This is a genomic window from Aureimonas fodinaquatilis (assembly GCF_008369445.1).
GTDB classification, from domain to species: domain Bacteria; phylum Pseudomonadota; class Alphaproteobacteria; order Rhizobiales; family Rhizobiaceae; genus Aureimonas; species Aureimonas fodinaquatilis.
In genome coordinates, this window is the sequence record NZ_VTWH01000002.1 from 866,356 (window position 1) to 880,307 (window position 13,952).

The following is a 13,952-nucleotide window of genomic DNA, read 5'->3' on the forward strand; positions in this document are numbered from 1 at the left end:
CCTTCAACGGGTTGCCGTGAGGATGAACCGGCCACCGGCAGCCGTCAGCTTGGTGCACAGGCACTGGGGTGCATCCCGGAAGTGGTCTGAAAGCTCCCGCCTTGGGATCTTCGGCCTTTGCTATATCGGGGGATTGGCTCATTCCTCATCCCCTTCGTCTAAGTCTCCGCCGTCGTCGTGGCCTGGACCTTCAATGAGCGAGTCTTCCTGCTCAGCTTTCATTTCGTGTATTTCTTCCATGACTTGATGGCCGCGCTGCCAGCCACGAGCGTAATCTTCATGGTCCACGGTCCCTGCGCCATACGGATTGCGGAGCGGCTCATCGTCCATTCCGGCAATCTTGCCCTCATGAAAGGCTCGGGTTTCATCTGGTTTCGGTTGGCCGCTAAACATATCAAGCTGCCCATCTTCTCCAGATGCCCACGATTTGGCTTCTGCTGTAGCGCGTAACTCTGCTTCCAGAGCTTCCCGGCCTTCCTCGGTTTCAGCCCGGATCATGGTTTTGATCTGAAGCATACCCGTGTCGCCGAGATCGACCTTCACTACCTTGCCGAGGTTACGCTTCTCCGCCTTGATCAGCTTCTCGCGGGCATCGATTTCCTTGAACTTGCGACGATGCATAAGCGCCAGAGCATGACGCTGATCTGGGGATAGGCCGGAGTTATGCCCGATGCCTGGGCTGTCATTGAATGCGGCTGCACTTCTGGCCATTATTGGGCTCCCTTGAAATATTGAACACGAACGGTTCTGGCTTTGCCTTGGACGCGGGTGATTGCGCCGCGATCCTCAAGGCCGGTGATGATGCGGTGGACGCCTGAGGTAGATTTCAGGCAGAGGGCTTCTGCGATCTGGCGATAGGTTGGGGCGCTGCCTGTGCGGGTTTCATGATCGTGAATGAACTGAAGTGCGTCGGCTTGGCGCTGGGTTAACCCTTCATGTGCTTCCTGCTGCTGGAGCCTGAATGCCGCTTCCCGCAACTCGGCTTTGTGCAGCAGCATCTGATGAACCAAATCCATGTCGAGATCGGAAATGATCCGGTTTACGACGCTGCCGAGGCGCTGAAACGGAGCAACGGTATCGGCGTCATTTGCGTGTGTTGGAGGGGTCATGCATCCTCCTTCCCGGCATAAAGCATCACGGGAGGTGAAGTGGCATCGCCCGCCCCACGCCAAACATACCAAGCGTGATCCTCAGTACCGGTACTGTCTCCAGGGAACCACTGGATACGATCCACCAGTGCGATCTTCGCCGCGAACCGTGGGTTATCCCGTGTCAGGTGCAGGCGAGTTTTCCCAAAATCGAACTTGGCCGTCAGCAGCATTGCAACAAGTCCGTCGCAGCGCTCCAATGCCAAGTTGCAGAACTTCACCGCGATACGGTTTCCCCGCCCATATGGCGGGTTGGTGATGATGGAGTTGTGCTTTGGTAGTCGGTAGCTGAAACGCGGCTCAAGAAAATCCATTATCGCATCATGGCGCCGATCGTATGTTTCAACGTCCGACGTAACGACATCAGCACCGGCGTCTCGCAGCACATCGGCCATCAAATGATTGCCGGCTGCTGCCTCCCACACTGTCTTGCCAGCCACAGGAAAGTGTTTGATCAGCGCACGCGTTGCCCAGGGCTCTGTCTGGTAGAGGTCATTCTGCTGACGGGCATAGTTAGAAGCGCCAACAGTCATCGCGCCTCTCCCGTCATTCGCACCACGGTGCCAATCTGGCCGCTCTCATGCTTGGCTCGGGCTGCCTCAACCATTCGATTTATGTTGCTGACAGCAGTCTTTGCCTCAGCCTCGATGAGATTCATCTCTCGGCCTGTGATTATCATGTCGGATTTTGCATCAAGGACTGTGCGAACAGCACGTCCGCTATCCTCCGCAACCAGGCCGGCCAGTTGGATCAGAGAAAGATCACAGCTCGTGACATCCTCGCGCCGTATGCTGTATCCGCAGAGCGCTGCAGAGGTTTCCAGCATGCATGGGTAGCCTGCCGCCGCGTCAACCTTAGAATGCAGACCCGCCGGCACATGCTCGTTGTGATGCAAGTGCTTCCAGCGAGAGACTTGCCCTTCGCTGATCCCGAGCAACTCCGCCATTCTGCGGTTACTGCCGACGAGAATTATTGCCCTGCCGAAAGCGTTCTTAAACGCCTCCTGCTCATGTGTGGGCTTCCACTTATCTGGTGTCTCGGACATGGATACCCCGAAATCTTATTGTTTCGAATTTCGCTGACTTCCCTGCCGCCATGCGGCATTCAGTCAGGCATGGAAAAAGATGACCTCACCGAAGAAGACATGACGATCGGCGCTGCCGTTGATCGTGTTCTTGCGAGGTTGAAAGAGTTCCCGGCTTGTACCGATGCGGCGCCGGGAAACCGCAATACGCGACAGGGAGGAGAAGTTGTCGCTTCGGATCTGCTTATGTTGGATATGAACGCTGATCTCACGACGACGAACCTCGCCTATCGAAGGGGATCACTGATGCCGATCGAGTATTCTTTGCTCTTTCGAATATCTCTTTGCCCGCCTCGTCCCACCACTGATGGATCTTTGCCTTCTGAAAAACCCACGGCCCAGCGGCGTGCGCTCTATCCGGGCGATGAGTGAAACCATGGCTTGCAAACCACCGGATGGCATTGGCGGACAAGTTTTGCGAAAGACGAGGCGATCTATGCTTTGTCGGAACGCCCATCATGGTCTGAGCCACGTATATCGAAACGCATTCCTCGGCGTCGTGCTTAGCGGCAAGAGATTCTATCAAAAGCTTGTCGCGTTGATGGATTGCTTGAAACCGCATCTCATTCCAGCGCTGGTTCTCTTCCAGCCTCGACAGGATCGGTCGACCGATGTGCTTTATTATCGATCCTATGATTGCCCCAGTGACGGTATCAATCTTTGCGCCGAGGCCGGTGCTGATGGAATGAAGGTGACGTTCAATGTTCGAAAGGCTATCGTTCGTATCGAGCGCCAGAGCGAGAGAACCTTGAGCGGGGCCAGATTGAATTTGCGCCCGGCGAGCGATCTTTTCCTCCATCTGATTGAAGGCGGCGATATAATCTTCCTTGAACTTCGCAGCTCTCTTCCCGGTGAAGCCAAAAGCGATGAACACGAACCCGTCGCGCGTCATATCCACGGAGCGGCGGGTCTCTCCTTTTTCATCAATGTATTCGACGGGCTGAAAATTCAGCCGGTTGAAATCCTCCGAGCAGTCGAGCCCATAGTATTTCTGAAGCACGTTCTTGTGCTCCTTATGAAAGAAGGCAGCGACGTCACGGCTGTTCGCGAATGTCTGCCCGTCCTTCACGCGAACAACAGCAAAAACGTTTGGGTTCGGATCGAAGGCTTCGGTCATGCCGCCACCTCGTCCATGAAATCATCAGCCGTGACTAAGCCACCAGTTTTCTCTCGGATTAGCCGGATAAGATCGAGGCGGGGCGAACGCTCCCCCTTGATCAATCGTGTGATAGTCGACGGTGCAACGCCAATTTCAGCCGCAAAAGCCGATGGCTTGATGTCGTTCTGGGAAAGGTAATGTTCGAGCCTCATGGTCAATATTTGCCATGTGGCAATAATATTGTCAATTGGCATTTGCCATTTGGCGGTGGTTATTTTTTGCCAATTGGCTAAAGGCTATTTTCTATGGCAAACCAAGTTCGAAAACTCCGGAAAGACCGGGAAATGACACTGGAGAGGCTCTCGGAATTGACCGGGATCTCGACCAGCTTCCTATCGCGTATTGAGAAGGGAGATCGTGGTCTCAGCTTGGAGAACCTTGTTAAAATTGCCAAGGTTCTGAAAGTGGAGCCTTTGGAGGTCTCTAACGATTTCCATGAAGAAGATTTGGAGCATGCCGCCTCTTTTCCGGTAGCAGACACAGAAAAGGGCGACATTCCTAATCTCACGATTTATGGCGGTATGGGTCTTGGTAGTACGCTGACAGTCACCGCGAATGATCAGGGCGAAATTTATTCTGAGCATATCGATGGCTTCTGGAGCTTCCCGCCGGCTGTGAAAGCGGGGTGGAGGCATATGAAGAGCATCCATGCACTGCCGGTAATCGGTGATAGCATGGAGCCGACACTTGCAAGTGGATCGTTCGTTTTTATCGACACCACACACGTCGTTCCTAGTCCTGCTGACTTATATGCCTTGGACTACGGTGATGGATTGGTGATTAAACGAGTAAAACTTATTCCGCGCTCAGATAAAATCCAGATCATCTCTGACAATCCTGCCTACGGCGCAGACGAACTTTCCCGGGGAGATGTCCGTGTTTACGGTCGGGTAGTCGCATGGTTCCAATGGCGCGGGTGAATGGCGACTGTGGCGGGAGAAAGCTTCCATGTTAGAGCCTGAGAATTTAGACCAGTGGGTGCGCGAAAACTCTGCATTACCGCCATTGGTAATGCACGCGTTGGGTAACATCGTCTTTAAATGGAATGTCTGTGAATATTGGACCAATGCGATATTTTGCGATGTTTTAGGTGTATCAGAAAACGATGCAAGGGCCCTCACATACGATATGAGCTCAGCTTCAATATGGGATAAAATCAAATATTTTGCCAAGAAACGCGGCATCAATGAGGAGGTGCTCGGTCATTTGGATCATGCCTCACTGATGTTTGACCGCTGTCGAATAAATCGGAACCGTTACGTTCATGCTATCGGCATAACTACCGGCGAAAGACGTGGCTTGCAGATGGCCAAAGCGGATAAAAAGTCCACTGGATCTCAACCCATTCCGGACGATTTAGAAACAATTCGATCGGTGTCTGACAGCATCAAGAGCCTTATCCAATATCTTTCCTCTGTCGACTTGGTTGTTGCTGATCCTGAGCGCGCAGCATTGCCTCAAAAACCATTGTTGCCAGAGTTGATTGAGAAACTTCCCCTTCAATCTCATCAAGAACTTTAGTCCCTGCGCAAACCATTTCCGCGGTGATGCCATCGGCTATGATGGATGACTTATCGACCGTCATGACATTCTCCTTTTTCCATGGCGAGACATTGAGAACTTGGAACCAAAATGTATGGTCGAGTTGAGTTCGAAAGACATTTCAACGAGCAAGGCCTCCCAATGTGCACCCACTTCAGCAGGCAATTATCGCTCGGTTGTATATGGATTCAACTCAGAGCCTTATATCAATCAAATAACCTTTTACGAATTTGCCTTTATATATTCGGGTGCAAGATCGTGCAGGGGTAGTGGTGCACGATTCCGCATGGGTTAGATGAATGGTGCACGAAGGTGATAGCTGTTGGCCTTTCCCTTTGATGGGACCACCATCATCACGCCCGCAGTCTCCAATTCTCGTATAGCGTACTGCACCTGGCGAACGCTGCGGTTCATTTCTTTGGCAATTCTAGGGACTGAATACCAGCAACATTGATCATCGCCGTTCATTCTACGCGAGAGCCAGAAGCCCACACGGAAAGCGCGATCAGTTACGCCAGCATGCGTCGAGCAGTATTCCGCCCACATCCTACGCTTTTCGTAAAATTCTAAAGCCACTTGGCCGGTGTCGTTTCGCTTGAGCATTGCGAAGCTATATAGCACCGTCTATTTTTTGCCAATCGGCAATTTGCCTATTGACACATTAATTGCCACGTGGCAAAAATCCATCATCGAACACCGGCGATGGAGTCAGAGATGCAAAACCGACAGACACTGGAAGATGCGTTGCATGAGGCCCGCGGCGATCTTGATGACGCGATTGCTGCCAACCGCATGATGTTGAAGCTTGTGTATGTGTCAGCCTTGTTCGGCGCCTGCCTGGGCTTTGCAGTCACCATCGCCGCCTTCCGCATTGGAGGTGTATTCTGATGGCCCAATATTCAGCAGGTAATGTTGACCTCGTGAGTGTCCGAATCCGCGCTCTCGAAATCGTGCTGGCTTCCGAGGTTCTGTACTGGACTGACAACCCTGCGAACGCAAAGCACATATCGGAGACGATGGAAGAGAACTTCCAGATGCTCTCGGCGCAACTCGGATACAAGCCCGTCAAAGTCGATGAAGCAGCTACGGCGACATACTTCGCTGTTGATGCTGACGGGACTTTCTTCGAAGCGCCGCGCGGTTCACCTCGGTCCGATGTTGTAAACGAGATCGCCACCGGCGGGGTCAATGCCTATCAGGTTTTCAGGCAGCAAGGCGCTCTATTCGAAGAGGTCACGCTTGAAATCGCCCGTGAGGCCTTGCAGGTCGTCAAGGCAAAAGGTCCTGATGCATTCATCCCTGCCCTCGTCTGCGATCTTCTCGACGAAGAAGTGGAAAGCCTTCGCAATTCCTGGATGACGCAGGAGCAGCACAAGCTGGATCGTGAAGCTTGCTCGGCTGATGCTCGCTATGCCACGGCCCGTGAAGAACTGGTGGCAGCGGAATGACCGATTTTCTCACATGCGCAATGGCTGCATGGGCAGTGATCGCTGTTGTTGCAGCTGGCTTCTTGGCCTTTCGACCACAAAAGGGTCCAGGCGGATGGTGATTGATCGCGATCTTGCCCTCCAAGCGCAGCGCAAACTCACAGCGCCTTTTGATCCGGATAGAGGGCAAGGCACTCGTTCCAACCAGACCAGAGACGAAACGATCGAAGCCGGTGCCAAGGCAATCTACGGCATTGTCACCCAGACAAACGACCCGCGTGAAGTGGAGCGGAAATGGAAATCGGTAGCCAAGCCGCTAACGCGGGACAGGCACCGGGCCGAAGCAGAAGCATGCCTACGAGCAGCGACCTAATCAGATTTTCAAAGGAATATGCGCATGAGCGATTACGATTGGTACTTCGCGGCCCTGGCAAACCCTTCGGGTATCGGTCGCGCCCCCAACATACCTGTGCATGAAAGCGAGCCACAGCCGGGGTTCTATCGGAAGCGGCGTGGAAAGGACGGCCCGTTAGACCCAGTCGCAATCTGGCTTCAAGACGGCACATTGGTTGCAGCCGTCGGAGACAAAATGGTTGATCCACATGACGTATGGACATGGTGCTGCCGTACGCCTGTGACGGAAGAAGCCTATCGGAAGGCCCGCGCTGGAGAAGGTTGGAATGACGAGCCACCTGCGCCGCAATCTGATGTCGATCCTATGGCGGGCCACAACATCAATGCTTCTGACCCGCATGAAGCGTTGAAGATCGAATATCTTGGCGAAGCCGAGATGGCAAAAGAGTTTTTGAAGTCGCCAATCAAGACCCAAGACGACGCTGACAAGGCTGCCGTTTGGTCTAAGCGTTTGGCGACGATCGCGAAGAAGGCCACCGATCAGCACAGGGTTGAAAAGCAACCATCTCTGGACGAAGGCCGTCGCGTGGACGAACGCTGGCGCGATCTAAAAGACGGGGCGAAGGATCTATCCACCGCTTTGAAGCGGCATATGGATGAGTTCCTGCGAGAGCAGGATCGGCTTGAGCGTGAACGGCAGCGCAAGGCAGCTGAAGATGCTGAACGCACACGTCGGGAAGCTGAAGAAGCTGCCAAAGCTGCGAGCGCTATCGAAAACGAAGCCGAACGTGCGAAGGCGGATGAAGCCGCAGCTGCAGCCAAAAAAGCAGCCTATGAAGCCGAGAAAGAAGCTGCTGCACGTAACTCGTCAGCAGGGCGAACAGGCGCCAAAGTTGCACTGCGGACGTTCGTTTCAGCCCAGATCACTGATTTCGATGCGCTGCTGGCCGCTCTCAAAGGCCGGGCAGAGGTAAAGGAGCTTGTCCAGAGCCTGGCCAATCGCGCTGCCAAATCTGGCGTGGATCTTCCTGGCATGAAGATCGTCGAGGAAAGGCGCGCGGCATGAGCAACGTAACCTCAATGAGCCCGCCTGCATTACAGTCAGGTGGCCGGGTGTCGGCAATTGTCCCGCAATCAATGGAGGACGCTTATCGTCTGGGCAAGGCGGTCTGTGTTGCTGGCATGGCGCCGAAAGGAATGGACACTCCAGAGAAGTGCATGATCGCAATCATGCAAGGCATGGAGGTCGGATTGACGCCAATGCAGTCACTCCAGCGGATTGCGGTGGTCAACGGGCGGCCAACGATATGGGGCGATGGAGCAATGGCCTTGGTCCGGGCATCAGGGCTGTGTGAATACGTTCGCGAAACCGTTCGCGGTGAAGGCGATGCGCGTGTCGCCGGTTGTGTAGTGAAGCGTCGCAATGAGCCCGATGAAGTTACGCGAACCTTCTCTGTCGCCGATGCCAAAAAGGCAGGACTGTGGGGCAAGCAAGGCCCATGGCAACAATATCCTGAGCGAATGTTGCAGATGCGTGCACGTGCCTTTGCCCTGCGAGATGTCTTCGCCGACGTTCTTGGCGGTCTTTATGTTCGCGAGGAAGTGGACGACGGCAGAGCGGAGCCTGTATCGGGTCCGACACCACCATCGCCGCCATCGGCAGAGCGAACCACGATTGCAACGCAGCCGCCGTCGCCAACCATTACCAGTGAGCAGCCTCAAACGGACGTCAATGATCAGGTGAATGCAACTCAGTTTTTCGAAGACTTGGAACTTGCACTTGCCGGGGCGAAAAGCATCGAAGACGTTGAGGAAGCCTGGAATGAGTTTGATCCTGGCGGCACCTTCGACGGCGACGACGACAGTCTGACAATCGCGCAAAAAATCAAAGATCGCAGACTGAGAGATTTCCAATGAGCAGGAGATCTTTCGTCGTTCGTCATCCTGTAGATAGAGAACGCATCGCAGAGCTGGCCTGGAAGATAGCTGACGGCTCTCGTGTCGACTTCAGTGGCCCGCGCCGGTCGAACGATCAGAACGCCAAGCTTTGGGTAATGCTGACGAAAGTGTCCGAACAGGTCGAATGGTACGGCAAAAAGTTGTCGACCGAAGACTGGAAAGACATGTTCACAGCATCGCTACGGAAGGCTCGCGTGGTGCCTGGCATCGATAACGGCAGCTTCGTCCCACTTGGCATGCGCACAAGCGATATGGATTCCGCAGAGTTCAGCGACCTGATTGAACTTATAAATGCGTTCGCAGCCGAGCGTGGCGTCAACCTCAGCGCCGAGGACGATATCAACCAGCCGGAGGTCACCGGCTGATGAAAACGCCCATGATCAACAACCCGCACGGCGGCAGGGACGTGAAGGAATGGATCGGATCCAGTCCGAATGCGCAGATCCCGCAATACGTGCGTGACCGTGTTCTCCTTCGGTTTGGTGGCTGTTGCGCGCTCACAGGCTGGAAGCTGCGAAAAGGCGAATACGACATCGACCACGAGAAGGCCTTGGCAGACGGTGGCGAGCACCGCGAGAGCAATCTCAGGCCGGTCTATCGCCCTGCCCACCGAGAGAAGACCTCAGCCGAAAACAAACTGCGGGCCGATGCTGATCGCAAAGGCCGCAAGCACCGTGGCGAGTGGCCAAAGTCCCGCCGCCCAATCCCCATCCGACCATTCCAATCATCAAGGGAGACGCAACCATGATTACCGCATGCCTCCTGCTCATCCCGCCATACGTCGCCGCCGTCGCATTTCTCTGCGGTCTGGCTGGCTTCAACAACCGTCCAGCTCGCACAGGAGCAAAGCCATGACACAAGCAAAGCACACGCCGGGGCCATGGAAAATCATCGCAACTAATGTCAGCTTTACGATTGTTGGGGCGGATGGCGTCCACGTCATGAAAACATCGTGGCACGGTCATGTTAGAGAACATTATCCACTAATGGCCGAAGCGTTGGTAAACATCACGTTGGCAAGCGCTGCGCTTGAGTTGCTAGCCGTAGCAAAAAGGCTTGAATACGCTGCGAGGATGGAGCCGGGGAAAGATAGGCTGGCCGCGTTTCAAACCGTGGCAGAGGAAGCCCGCGCAGCTATCGCAAAAGCGGAGGGCCGGCCATGAGGCTCGCGATCATCCTTACCGGCATCGTGCTGGCATCCCCGGCTTTGGCCGAGAACTATCCGCCCAAGCCTGTCGAGCAGCCCAAGCAGACACTGGTGCAGAAGTGGTTCAGCAAGAACCAACAGTCTCAGCACCAGGCGCAGATTCAAAGTCAGGGTCAGGCCCAGCAGCAGAGCGCGTCGGCCAATGCGACCGGAGGCAATGCTGCCGCATCAGCCAACAACGGAGGCGTAAATGTCACGTCGAAAAACGTCACGGTTGTCGCGCCGTCCATCAGCGGCAATGGCGACACGAATGCGGTATCGGTCGGAACACCGTTCGGCGCGCTCGGATTTGCCCTGCCAACAGTCGGATATCGATCAGGCCAGGCCGCAGGAAACATCATTGCCATCGGCAACGACCGCGCCCTGCTCTACACACAATGCAGCATCCGAGAAGCACACGCAACGCTTATGCTCAAAGGCGTCCGCTGCGATCTTGCGAGAGCTGGACGTTATCAGGAGCTGGCCGCTTACGAAGCGTCATTGAAGCCGGTTGCCGTCAAGAGAGCCCCTGCGAAAAAGAAGGTGCGCAAGGCGAAAGCCAAGCCTGCATGTGGCTGCAAATGAGTTCGCTCCGCATCCTTATCGGCTGCGAAACCTCTGGCATTGCCCGACGCGCGTTTTCAGCACTGGGGCATGATGTCTGGTCATGTGATCTGGAGCCCGCAGAAGACGGCAGCAACCGGCATATCGTCTGCGATATCCGAGGCGGCATTCTGAATGACGGATGGGATTTGCTGGCAGTCATGCATCCGCCCTGCACCCGGCTTTGCCGGTCCGGCAGACGCTGGATGAGTGGCCCCGGCAAGTGGACGCCACCCGGCAAGCTACCGGCAGGCAGGACATGGGAAAGCATGCGGGACGAATTCGAAACCGGCGTCGATATCTTCGTCACCTGCTGGAATGCACCGATTGATCGCGTTGCCATCGAAAACCCGGAGATGAACGACCTTGCGAAAGATCGCATGCCGGCAGACCTGCCAGCGCCCCAGATGGTCCAGCCGTTCTGGTTCGGGCAACCCGAATACAAGGCAACCGGCTGGTATCTGCGCGGCCTGCCTGAACTTACCGCAACAGATCAACTGGGCGAGCCGGAACGTAACTCGGACGAATGGAAACAATGGAACCGGGTGCACCGGATGCCACCAGGACCGGAGCGAGCACGGCTTAGAAGCCGAAGCTTCCCCGGAATGATGAACGCAGCCGCACAGCAATGGGCCGGGCCAGCAATTGAGGAAATCGCAGCATGACCACAGACACAAAGCCATTGGCTGTGAGTGACGCGGAACTGAAGCGGTCTTTCTCTATTCTGGAGGCTGGGGAATGAGTAGGCGTCCTGCAATCGTCACTCAGGCCGATGTGGCGCGGACAATTCGCGCTGCAAAGCAGGCTGGCGCGGTCAATGTGGAAGTCCGCCCTGATGGCACACTCTTGGTTCACCTCGACAAGAGCACAGTCCCGCTTAGCCAGTCTGAGAAGATTGAGCACAAGCGGGAGATCGTGCTGTAGGTTACAAATGACCCGCCCCCGACCGCCTTACCTAATGCGTGAAAGAACGCGTCACGGCAAAGTGGTGTGGTATGTCCGCAAGGGCGACGGGCCGCGTATAAGAATTCCGGGTGAATACGGTTCTGGCGAATTCACCGAAGCTTATCACGCTGCAATCTCTGGACAAAGCCCCGCATCGAAGAAGGCACAATCTGATACGTTAGAGTGGCTGATCACCCGCTACAGAGAAACGAGCGCTTGGCTGACCCTGGCTGCTGCCACCCGTAGACAGCGGGAAAACATCTTCAAGCACGTCATTGATAAATCAGGCCATGAGCGCTTCGCAGATATCACCAGAAGCCACATGGTCGCCGGACGTGAAAGACGAGCGTCAACCCCAGCACAGGCACGTAATTTTCTAGATGCCATGCGCGGGGTTTTCCGATGGGCTCTCGACGCAGGAATGATCGAAGTTGATCCGACCGCTGGAGTGAAAAATATAGCCAGAGTGAAAGGTGAAGGCTTCGAAGTGTGGACGGAGGATGAGGTCGCGCAGTATGAGCAGCGCTGGCCCATTGGCACGAAGGAGCGTGTCTGGCTTGATGTGATCCTCTACACAGGGTTGAGACGCGGCGACGCGGTCCGAATAGGCAAGCAGCATGTGCGTGACGGTGTCGCTTCAATCAAAACGGAAAAAAGTCGGTACACGATAGAAGTTACGATACCGATTTTGTCGACGCTTCAAGCAACCCTTGATGCAGGTCCAACCGGTGATCTGGCTTTCATTTGCGGAGACAAAGGGCAGCCTTTGACCAAGGAATCATTTGGCAACGTCTTTCGGGAGGCCTGCAGAAAAGCAGGCGTACAGAAGTCTGCACATGGTGTCCGTAAAATCGGCGCAACACGAGCGGCTAATGCCGGGGCAACTGTTGCCGAACTGGAGGCATTATTTGGTTGGCAGGGTGGTGCGATGGCTTCCCTCTACACACGATCAGCAGATCGAAGAAGGCTCGCAAAAGGGGCGATTAACAAGCTCGATAGAGGCACGAACTGAAATCCTATCCCCGCACCTTTTATGATCTTCCCCGCACCTTTAAAAAAGCGCTGATAAATCAATAGCTTATGAGGGAGAAAAACACGAATGGTGCGGTCGAGAAGACTCGAACTTCCACGGGTTGCCCCACAGCGACCTCAACGCTGCGCGTCTACCAATTCCGCCACGACCGCACGCCGTGTTCCGGCAGCTTTGCCGGCGCCAGTCTTTCGACCGGTGGCGGGCATGTAACAAAGCCACGGCATTGGCACAAGCCCCTCTCTGCCCTTCCCTTGATCTTTTCTATAAATAACGTTGGAACACTTCCGAAAATCGCACAATCGCATTAGATATCCGGCATGGACGATCACCAGACTTCATTGCATTCAGCCCGGTTGAACACCCTGCCGGTTACGTTTTTGCCGCTGCAGGAATCAGCCCCTGTTCGATGGTTGATTCGTGATGGCCTGACGCAGTATCAGGACTCACTGGCTTTCATGGAAAAGACGGTGGCGGAGATTGCTGCCGGGACTGCGCCCGAAACGGTTCTGCTTCTGGAGCATCCGCCCCTCTATACCTCGGGCACCAGCGCCCACGCTGCCGATTTGACGGAGCCTAACCGCTTTCCGGTTTATGAGGCAGGACGTGGCGGTGAATACACCTATCACGGCCCGGGCCAGCGGGTTGCCTATGTCATGCTGGATCTGAAACGCCGCAACCCGGATATTCGTGCCTTTGTCAGTGCGTTGGAACAATGGATCATCCGCACGCTGGCCGACTTTCAGATACGTGGAGAGCGCCGGGAAGAAAGAGTTGGAGTGTGGGTTTCACGGCCGGAACGCCCCGCAACGGCAAACGGAATGCCGGCGGAGGATAAGGTTGCCGCGATTGGCATAAGACTGCGGCGCTGGGTGACCTTCCACGGCATAAGCCTGAACATTGATCCGGACCTCTCGCATTTTTCCGGCATCATCCCCTGCGGCGTACGCGACTTCGGAGTTACCAGCCTGACCGATCTTGGAATTCTTGCCTCTACCGCAGAGGTGGACATTGCCTTGCGCCGGAACTTTGAGGCGATATTTGGCGCAACGGAAACAAGCACGGAATGATCATTTACATTGATGCCGACGCATGCCCCGTAAAAGACGAGGTGCTGGAAATAGCCAATCGGTATGAGCGCGATCTGGTCATGGTTTCCAATGGCGGCATTCGCCCTTCCCGCTATCCCGGAGCGCGCATTGTGGTTGTTTCCGACGGAGCCGATGCGGCCGATGACTGGATTGTGGAGAATGTTGCGGCGGGCGATGTTGTTGTCACAGGCGACATTCCGTTGGCCGCTCGGGCACTGGAACAATCCGCCCATGTGTTGGGGCCGAACGGCCGCCCCTTCACCAATGAATCCATCGGAGCGGCCCTGTCTATCCGTGCATTCAACCAGCATTTGCGCGAAACTGGAGAAAGCAAGGGGTTCAATGCGGCCTTTACTTCAGCCGATCGCGCCCGATTTAAACAGGAACTGAACCGACTGGTGATGCCACAGAATCGATAGAGCGA

Annotated in this window: 23 protein-coding genes and 1 tRNA gene; 16 read left to right on the plus strand and 8 right to left on the minus strand. The window is 55.1% G+C overall.

All coding sequences use genetic code 11. The annotated features are described in order from the left end of the window. Positions 1-138: 138 nt before the first annotated feature. The 6 genes from FPY71_RS10195 to FPY71_RS10220 all read right to left on the minus strand — a co-directional run bounded on the left by FPY71_RS10195 (position 139) and on the right by FPY71_RS10220 (position 3,585). Positions 139-711: a hypothetical protein gene (locus FPY71_RS10195; protein WP_149300146.1), complete on the minus strand. Its 573-nt coding sequence runs from the start codon at positions 709-711 to the stop codon at positions 139-141. Beyond that, complete coding sequence (locus FPY71_RS10200) at positions 711-1,109, minus strand: LexA family protein (RefSeq protein WP_149300147.1); 399 nt, start codon at positions 1,107-1,109, stop codon at positions 711-713. Before FPY71_RS10200 ends, FPY71_RS10195 begins: the two co-directional genes overlap by 1 nt. Then, on the minus strand, positions 1,106-1,681 hold the full coding sequence (locus FPY71_RS10205) for a hypothetical protein (RefSeq protein WP_149300148.1): 576 nt from the start codon (positions 1,679-1,681) through the stop codon (positions 1,106-1,108). Before FPY71_RS10205 ends, FPY71_RS10200 begins: the two co-directional genes overlap by 4 nt. Next, positions 1,678-2,193: a helix-turn-helix domain-containing protein gene (locus tag FPY71_RS10210; protein ID WP_149300149.1), complete on the minus strand. Its 516-nt coding sequence runs from the start codon at positions 2,191-2,193 to the stop codon at positions 1,678-1,680. The genes FPY71_RS10205 and FPY71_RS10210 overlap by 4 nt, the downstream gene beginning before the upstream one ends. A 247-nt stretch (positions 2,194-2,440) precedes the next feature. Further along, positions 2,441-3,349, minus strand: coding sequence for a Rha family transcriptional regulator (locus FPY71_RS10215; protein ID WP_149300150.1), 909 nt, complete (start codon positions 3,347-3,349; stop codon positions 2,441-2,443). Next, positions 3,346-3,585, minus strand: coding sequence for a helix-turn-helix domain-containing protein (locus FPY71_RS10220; protein WP_149300151.1), 240 nt, complete (start codon positions 3,583-3,585; stop codon positions 3,346-3,348). The genes FPY71_RS10215 and FPY71_RS10220 overlap by 4 nt, the downstream gene beginning before the upstream one ends. 51 nt (positions 3,586-3,636) lie before the next feature. Here FPY71_RS10220 and FPY71_RS10225 point away from each other — a divergent pair, with 51 nt between their 5' ends. Both FPY71_RS10225 and FPY71_RS10230 read left to right on the plus strand, forming a co-directional pair. Next, positions 3,637-4,311: an XRE family transcriptional regulator gene (locus tag FPY71_RS10225; RefSeq protein WP_149300152.1), complete on the plus strand. Its 675-nt coding sequence runs from the start codon at positions 3,637-3,639 to the stop codon at positions 4,309-4,311. A gap of 28 nt (positions 4,312-4,339) precedes the next feature. Continuing rightward, entirely contained in the window at positions 4,340-4,912 is a 573-nt protein-coding gene (locus FPY71_RS10230; protein ID WP_149300153.1) for a hypothetical protein, read from the plus strand. Positions 4,913-5,224: 312 nt separating this feature from the next. Here FPY71_RS10230 and FPY71_RS18840 read toward each other — a convergent pair whose 3' ends face one another. After that, a complete protein-coding gene (locus FPY71_RS18840) occupies positions 5,225-5,536 on the minus strand; it encodes a helix-turn-helix domain-containing protein (protein WP_149300154.1) in 312 nt (103 codons plus the stop codon). Between the two features lie 111 nt (positions 5,537-5,647). On the opposite strand from FPY71_RS18840, the gene FPY71_RS18495 reads away from it, so the two are divergent. The 12 genes from FPY71_RS18495 (at position 5,648) to FPY71_RS10290 (ending at position 12,419) form a co-directional block, all read left to right on the plus strand. After that, positions 5,648-5,821 (plus strand): hypothetical protein, encoded by a 174-nt coding sequence (locus FPY71_RS18495; protein ID WP_188052297.1) that lies wholly within the window; start codon positions 5,648-5,650, stop codon positions 5,819-5,821. After that, a complete protein-coding gene (locus FPY71_RS10240; RefSeq protein ID WP_149300155.1) occupies positions 5,821-6,381 on the plus strand; it encodes a hypothetical protein in 561 nt (186 codons plus the stop codon). Before FPY71_RS18495 ends, FPY71_RS10240 begins: the two co-directional genes overlap by 1 nt. A 94-nt stretch (positions 6,382-6,475) precedes the next feature. Further along, positions 6,476-6,733 (plus strand): hypothetical protein, encoded by a 258-nt coding sequence (locus FPY71_RS10245; RefSeq protein WP_149300156.1) that lies wholly within the window; start codon positions 6,476-6,478, stop codon positions 6,731-6,733. Between the two features lie 387 nt (positions 6,734-7,120). Then, positions 7,121-7,780, plus strand: coding sequence for a hypothetical protein (locus FPY71_RS10250; RefSeq protein WP_246160291.1), 660 nt, complete (start codon positions 7,121-7,123; stop codon positions 7,778-7,780). Continuing rightward, positions 7,777-8,631, plus strand: coding sequence for a recombinase RecT (locus FPY71_RS10255; RefSeq protein WP_210246273.1), 855 nt, complete (start codon positions 7,777-7,779; stop codon positions 8,629-8,631). Before FPY71_RS10250 ends, FPY71_RS10255 begins: the two co-directional genes overlap by 4 nt. Continuing rightward, entirely contained in the window at positions 8,628-9,038 is a 411-nt protein-coding gene (locus FPY71_RS10260; RefSeq protein WP_149300157.1) for a recombination protein NinB, read from the plus strand. The genes FPY71_RS10255 and FPY71_RS10260 overlap by 4 nt, the downstream gene beginning before the upstream one ends. Further along, on the plus strand, positions 9,038-9,421 hold the full coding sequence (locus tag FPY71_RS10265; protein ID WP_246160293.1) for an HNH endonuclease: 384 nt from the start codon (positions 9,038-9,040) through the stop codon (positions 9,419-9,421). The genes FPY71_RS10260 and FPY71_RS10265 overlap by 1 nt, the downstream gene beginning before the upstream one ends. A gap of 103 nt (positions 9,422-9,524) precedes the next feature. Then, entirely contained in the window at positions 9,525-9,836 is a 312-nt protein-coding gene (locus tag FPY71_RS10270; protein WP_149300158.1) for a hypothetical protein, read from the plus strand. Beyond that, positions 9,833-10,444, plus strand: a complete 612-nt coding sequence (locus tag FPY71_RS10275; RefSeq protein WP_149300159.1) for a hypothetical protein — start codon at positions 9,833-9,835, stop codon at positions 10,442-10,444. The genes FPY71_RS10270 and FPY71_RS10275 overlap by 4 nt, the downstream gene beginning before the upstream one ends. Further along, on the plus strand, positions 10,441-11,127 hold the full coding sequence (locus FPY71_RS10280; RefSeq protein WP_149300160.1) for a hypothetical protein: 687 nt from the start codon (positions 10,441-10,443) through the stop codon (positions 11,125-11,127). The genes FPY71_RS10275 and FPY71_RS10280 overlap by 4 nt, the downstream gene beginning before the upstream one ends. A 73-nt stretch (positions 11,128-11,200) precedes the next feature. Further along, positions 11,201-11,386, plus strand: coding sequence for a hypothetical protein (locus FPY71_RS10285; protein ID WP_149300161.1), 186 nt, complete (start codon positions 11,201-11,203; stop codon positions 11,384-11,386). 34 nt (positions 11,387-11,420) lie between these two features. Beyond that, positions 11,421-12,419, plus strand: coding sequence for a tyrosine-type recombinase/integrase (locus FPY71_RS10290; RefSeq protein ID WP_246160308.1), 999 nt, complete (start codon positions 11,421-11,423; stop codon positions 12,417-12,419). A gap of 88 nt (positions 12,420-12,507) precedes the next feature. Here FPY71_RS10290 and FPY71_RS10295 read toward each other — a convergent pair. After that, positions 12,508-12,592 (minus strand) — tRNA-Leu (locus tag FPY71_RS10295). A 165-nt stretch (positions 12,593-12,757) separates the two neighbouring features. Here FPY71_RS10295 and lipB point away from each other — a divergent pair. Continuing rightward, the gene (lipB, locus tag FPY71_RS10300; RefSeq protein ID WP_149300163.1) at positions 12,758-13,507 is read left to right on the plus strand and encodes a lipoyl(octanoyl) transferase LipB; all 750 of its coding nucleotides are present in this window, start codon (positions 12,758-12,760) and stop codon (positions 13,505-13,507) included. Then, positions 13,504-13,947 carry a YaiI/YqxD family protein gene (locus FPY71_RS10305; protein WP_149300164.1) on the plus strand — a complete coding sequence of 148 codons (444 nt, stop codon included), beginning with the start codon at positions 13,504-13,506 and terminating at the stop codon, positions 13,945-13,947. The genes lipB and FPY71_RS10305 overlap by 4 nt, the downstream gene beginning before the upstream one ends. The last annotated feature ends 5 nt before the right edge of the window (positions 13,948-13,952 follow it).

What these genes read in the sequence shown, in the direction of transcription:
- FPY71_RS10215 (WP_149300150.1), bottom strand. Translation starts at nt 3,349, where the DNA reads ATGACCGAAGCCTTCGATCCGAACCCAAACGTTTTTGCTGTTGTTCGC.
- FPY71_RS10290 (WP_246160308.1), top strand. Translation starts at nt 11,421, where the DNA reads ATGCGTGAAAGAACGCGTCACGGCAAAGTGGTGTGGTATGTCCGCAAG.
- FPY71_RS10240 (WP_149300155.1), top strand. Translation starts at nt 5,821, where the DNA reads ATGGCCCAATATTCAGCAGGTAATGTTGACCTCGTGAGTGTCCGAATC.
- FPY71_RS10285 (WP_149300161.1), top strand. Translation starts at nt 11,201, where the DNA reads ATGAGTAGGCGTCCTGCAATCGTCACTCAGGCCGATGTGGCGCGGACA.
- FPY71_RS10260 (WP_149300157.1), top strand. Translation starts at nt 8,628, where the DNA reads ATGAGCAGGAGATCTTTCGTCGTTCGTCATCCTGTAGATAGAGAACGC.
- FPY71_RS10270 (WP_149300158.1), top strand. Translation starts at nt 9,525, where the DNA reads ATGACACAAGCAAAGCACACGCCGGGGCCATGGAAAATCATCGCAACT.
- FPY71_RS10210 (WP_149300149.1), bottom strand. Translation starts at nt 2,193, where the DNA reads ATGTCCGAGACACCAGATAAGTGGAAGCCCACACATGAGCAGGAGGCG.
- FPY71_RS18840 (WP_149300154.1), bottom strand. Translation starts at nt 5,536, where the DNA reads ATGCTCAAGCGAAACGACACCGGCCAAGTGGCTTTAGAATTTTACGAA.
- FPY71_RS10265 (WP_246160293.1), top strand. Translation starts at nt 9,038, where the DNA reads ATGAAAACGCCCATGATCAACAACCCGCACGGCGGCAGGGACGTGAAG.
- FPY71_RS10220 (WP_149300151.1), bottom strand. Translation starts at nt 3,585, where the DNA reads ATGCCAATTGACAATATTATTGCCACATGGCAAATATTGACCATGAGG.
- FPY71_RS10245 (WP_149300156.1), top strand. Translation starts at nt 6,476, where the DNA reads ATGGTGATTGATCGCGATCTTGCCCTCCAAGCGCAGCGCAAACTCACA.
- FPY71_RS10225 (WP_149300152.1), top strand. Translation starts at nt 3,637, where the DNA reads ATGGCAAACCAAGTTCGAAAACTCCGGAAAGACCGGGAAATGACACTG.
- FPY71_RS10195 (WP_149300146.1), bottom strand. Translation starts at nt 711, where the DNA reads ATGGCCAGAAGTGCAGCCGCATTCAATGACAGCCCAGGCATCGGGCAT.
- FPY71_RS10200 (WP_149300147.1), bottom strand. Translation starts at nt 1,109, where the DNA reads ATGACCCCTCCAACACACGCAAATGACGCCGATACCGTTGCTCCGTTT.
- FPY71_RS10255 (WP_210246273.1), top strand. Translation starts at nt 7,777, where the DNA reads ATGAGCAACGTAACCTCAATGAGCCCGCCTGCATTACAGTCAGGTGGC.
- FPY71_RS10280 (WP_149300160.1), top strand. Translation starts at nt 10,441, where the DNA reads ATGAGTTCGCTCCGCATCCTTATCGGCTGCGAAACCTCTGGCATTGCC.
- FPY71_RS10205 (WP_149300148.1), bottom strand. Translation starts at nt 1,681, where the DNA reads ATGACTGTTGGCGCTTCTAACTATGCCCGTCAGCAGAATGACCTCTAC.
- FPY71_RS10230 (WP_149300153.1), top strand. Translation starts at nt 4,340, where the DNA reads ATGTTAGAGCCTGAGAATTTAGACCAGTGGGTGCGCGAAAACTCTGCA.
- FPY71_RS10275 (WP_149300159.1), top strand. Translation starts at nt 9,833, where the DNA reads ATGAGGCTCGCGATCATCCTTACCGGCATCGTGCTGGCATCCCCGGCT.
- lipB (WP_149300163.1), top strand. Translation starts at nt 12,758, where the DNA reads ATGGACGATCACCAGACTTCATTGCATTCAGCCCGGTTGAACACCCTG.
- FPY71_RS18495 (WP_188052297.1), top strand. Translation starts at nt 5,648, where the DNA reads ATGCAAAACCGACAGACACTGGAAGATGCGTTGCATGAGGCCCGCGGC.
- FPY71_RS10305 (WP_149300164.1), top strand. Translation starts at nt 13,504, where the DNA reads ATGATCATTTACATTGATGCCGACGCATGCCCCGTAAAAGACGAGGTG.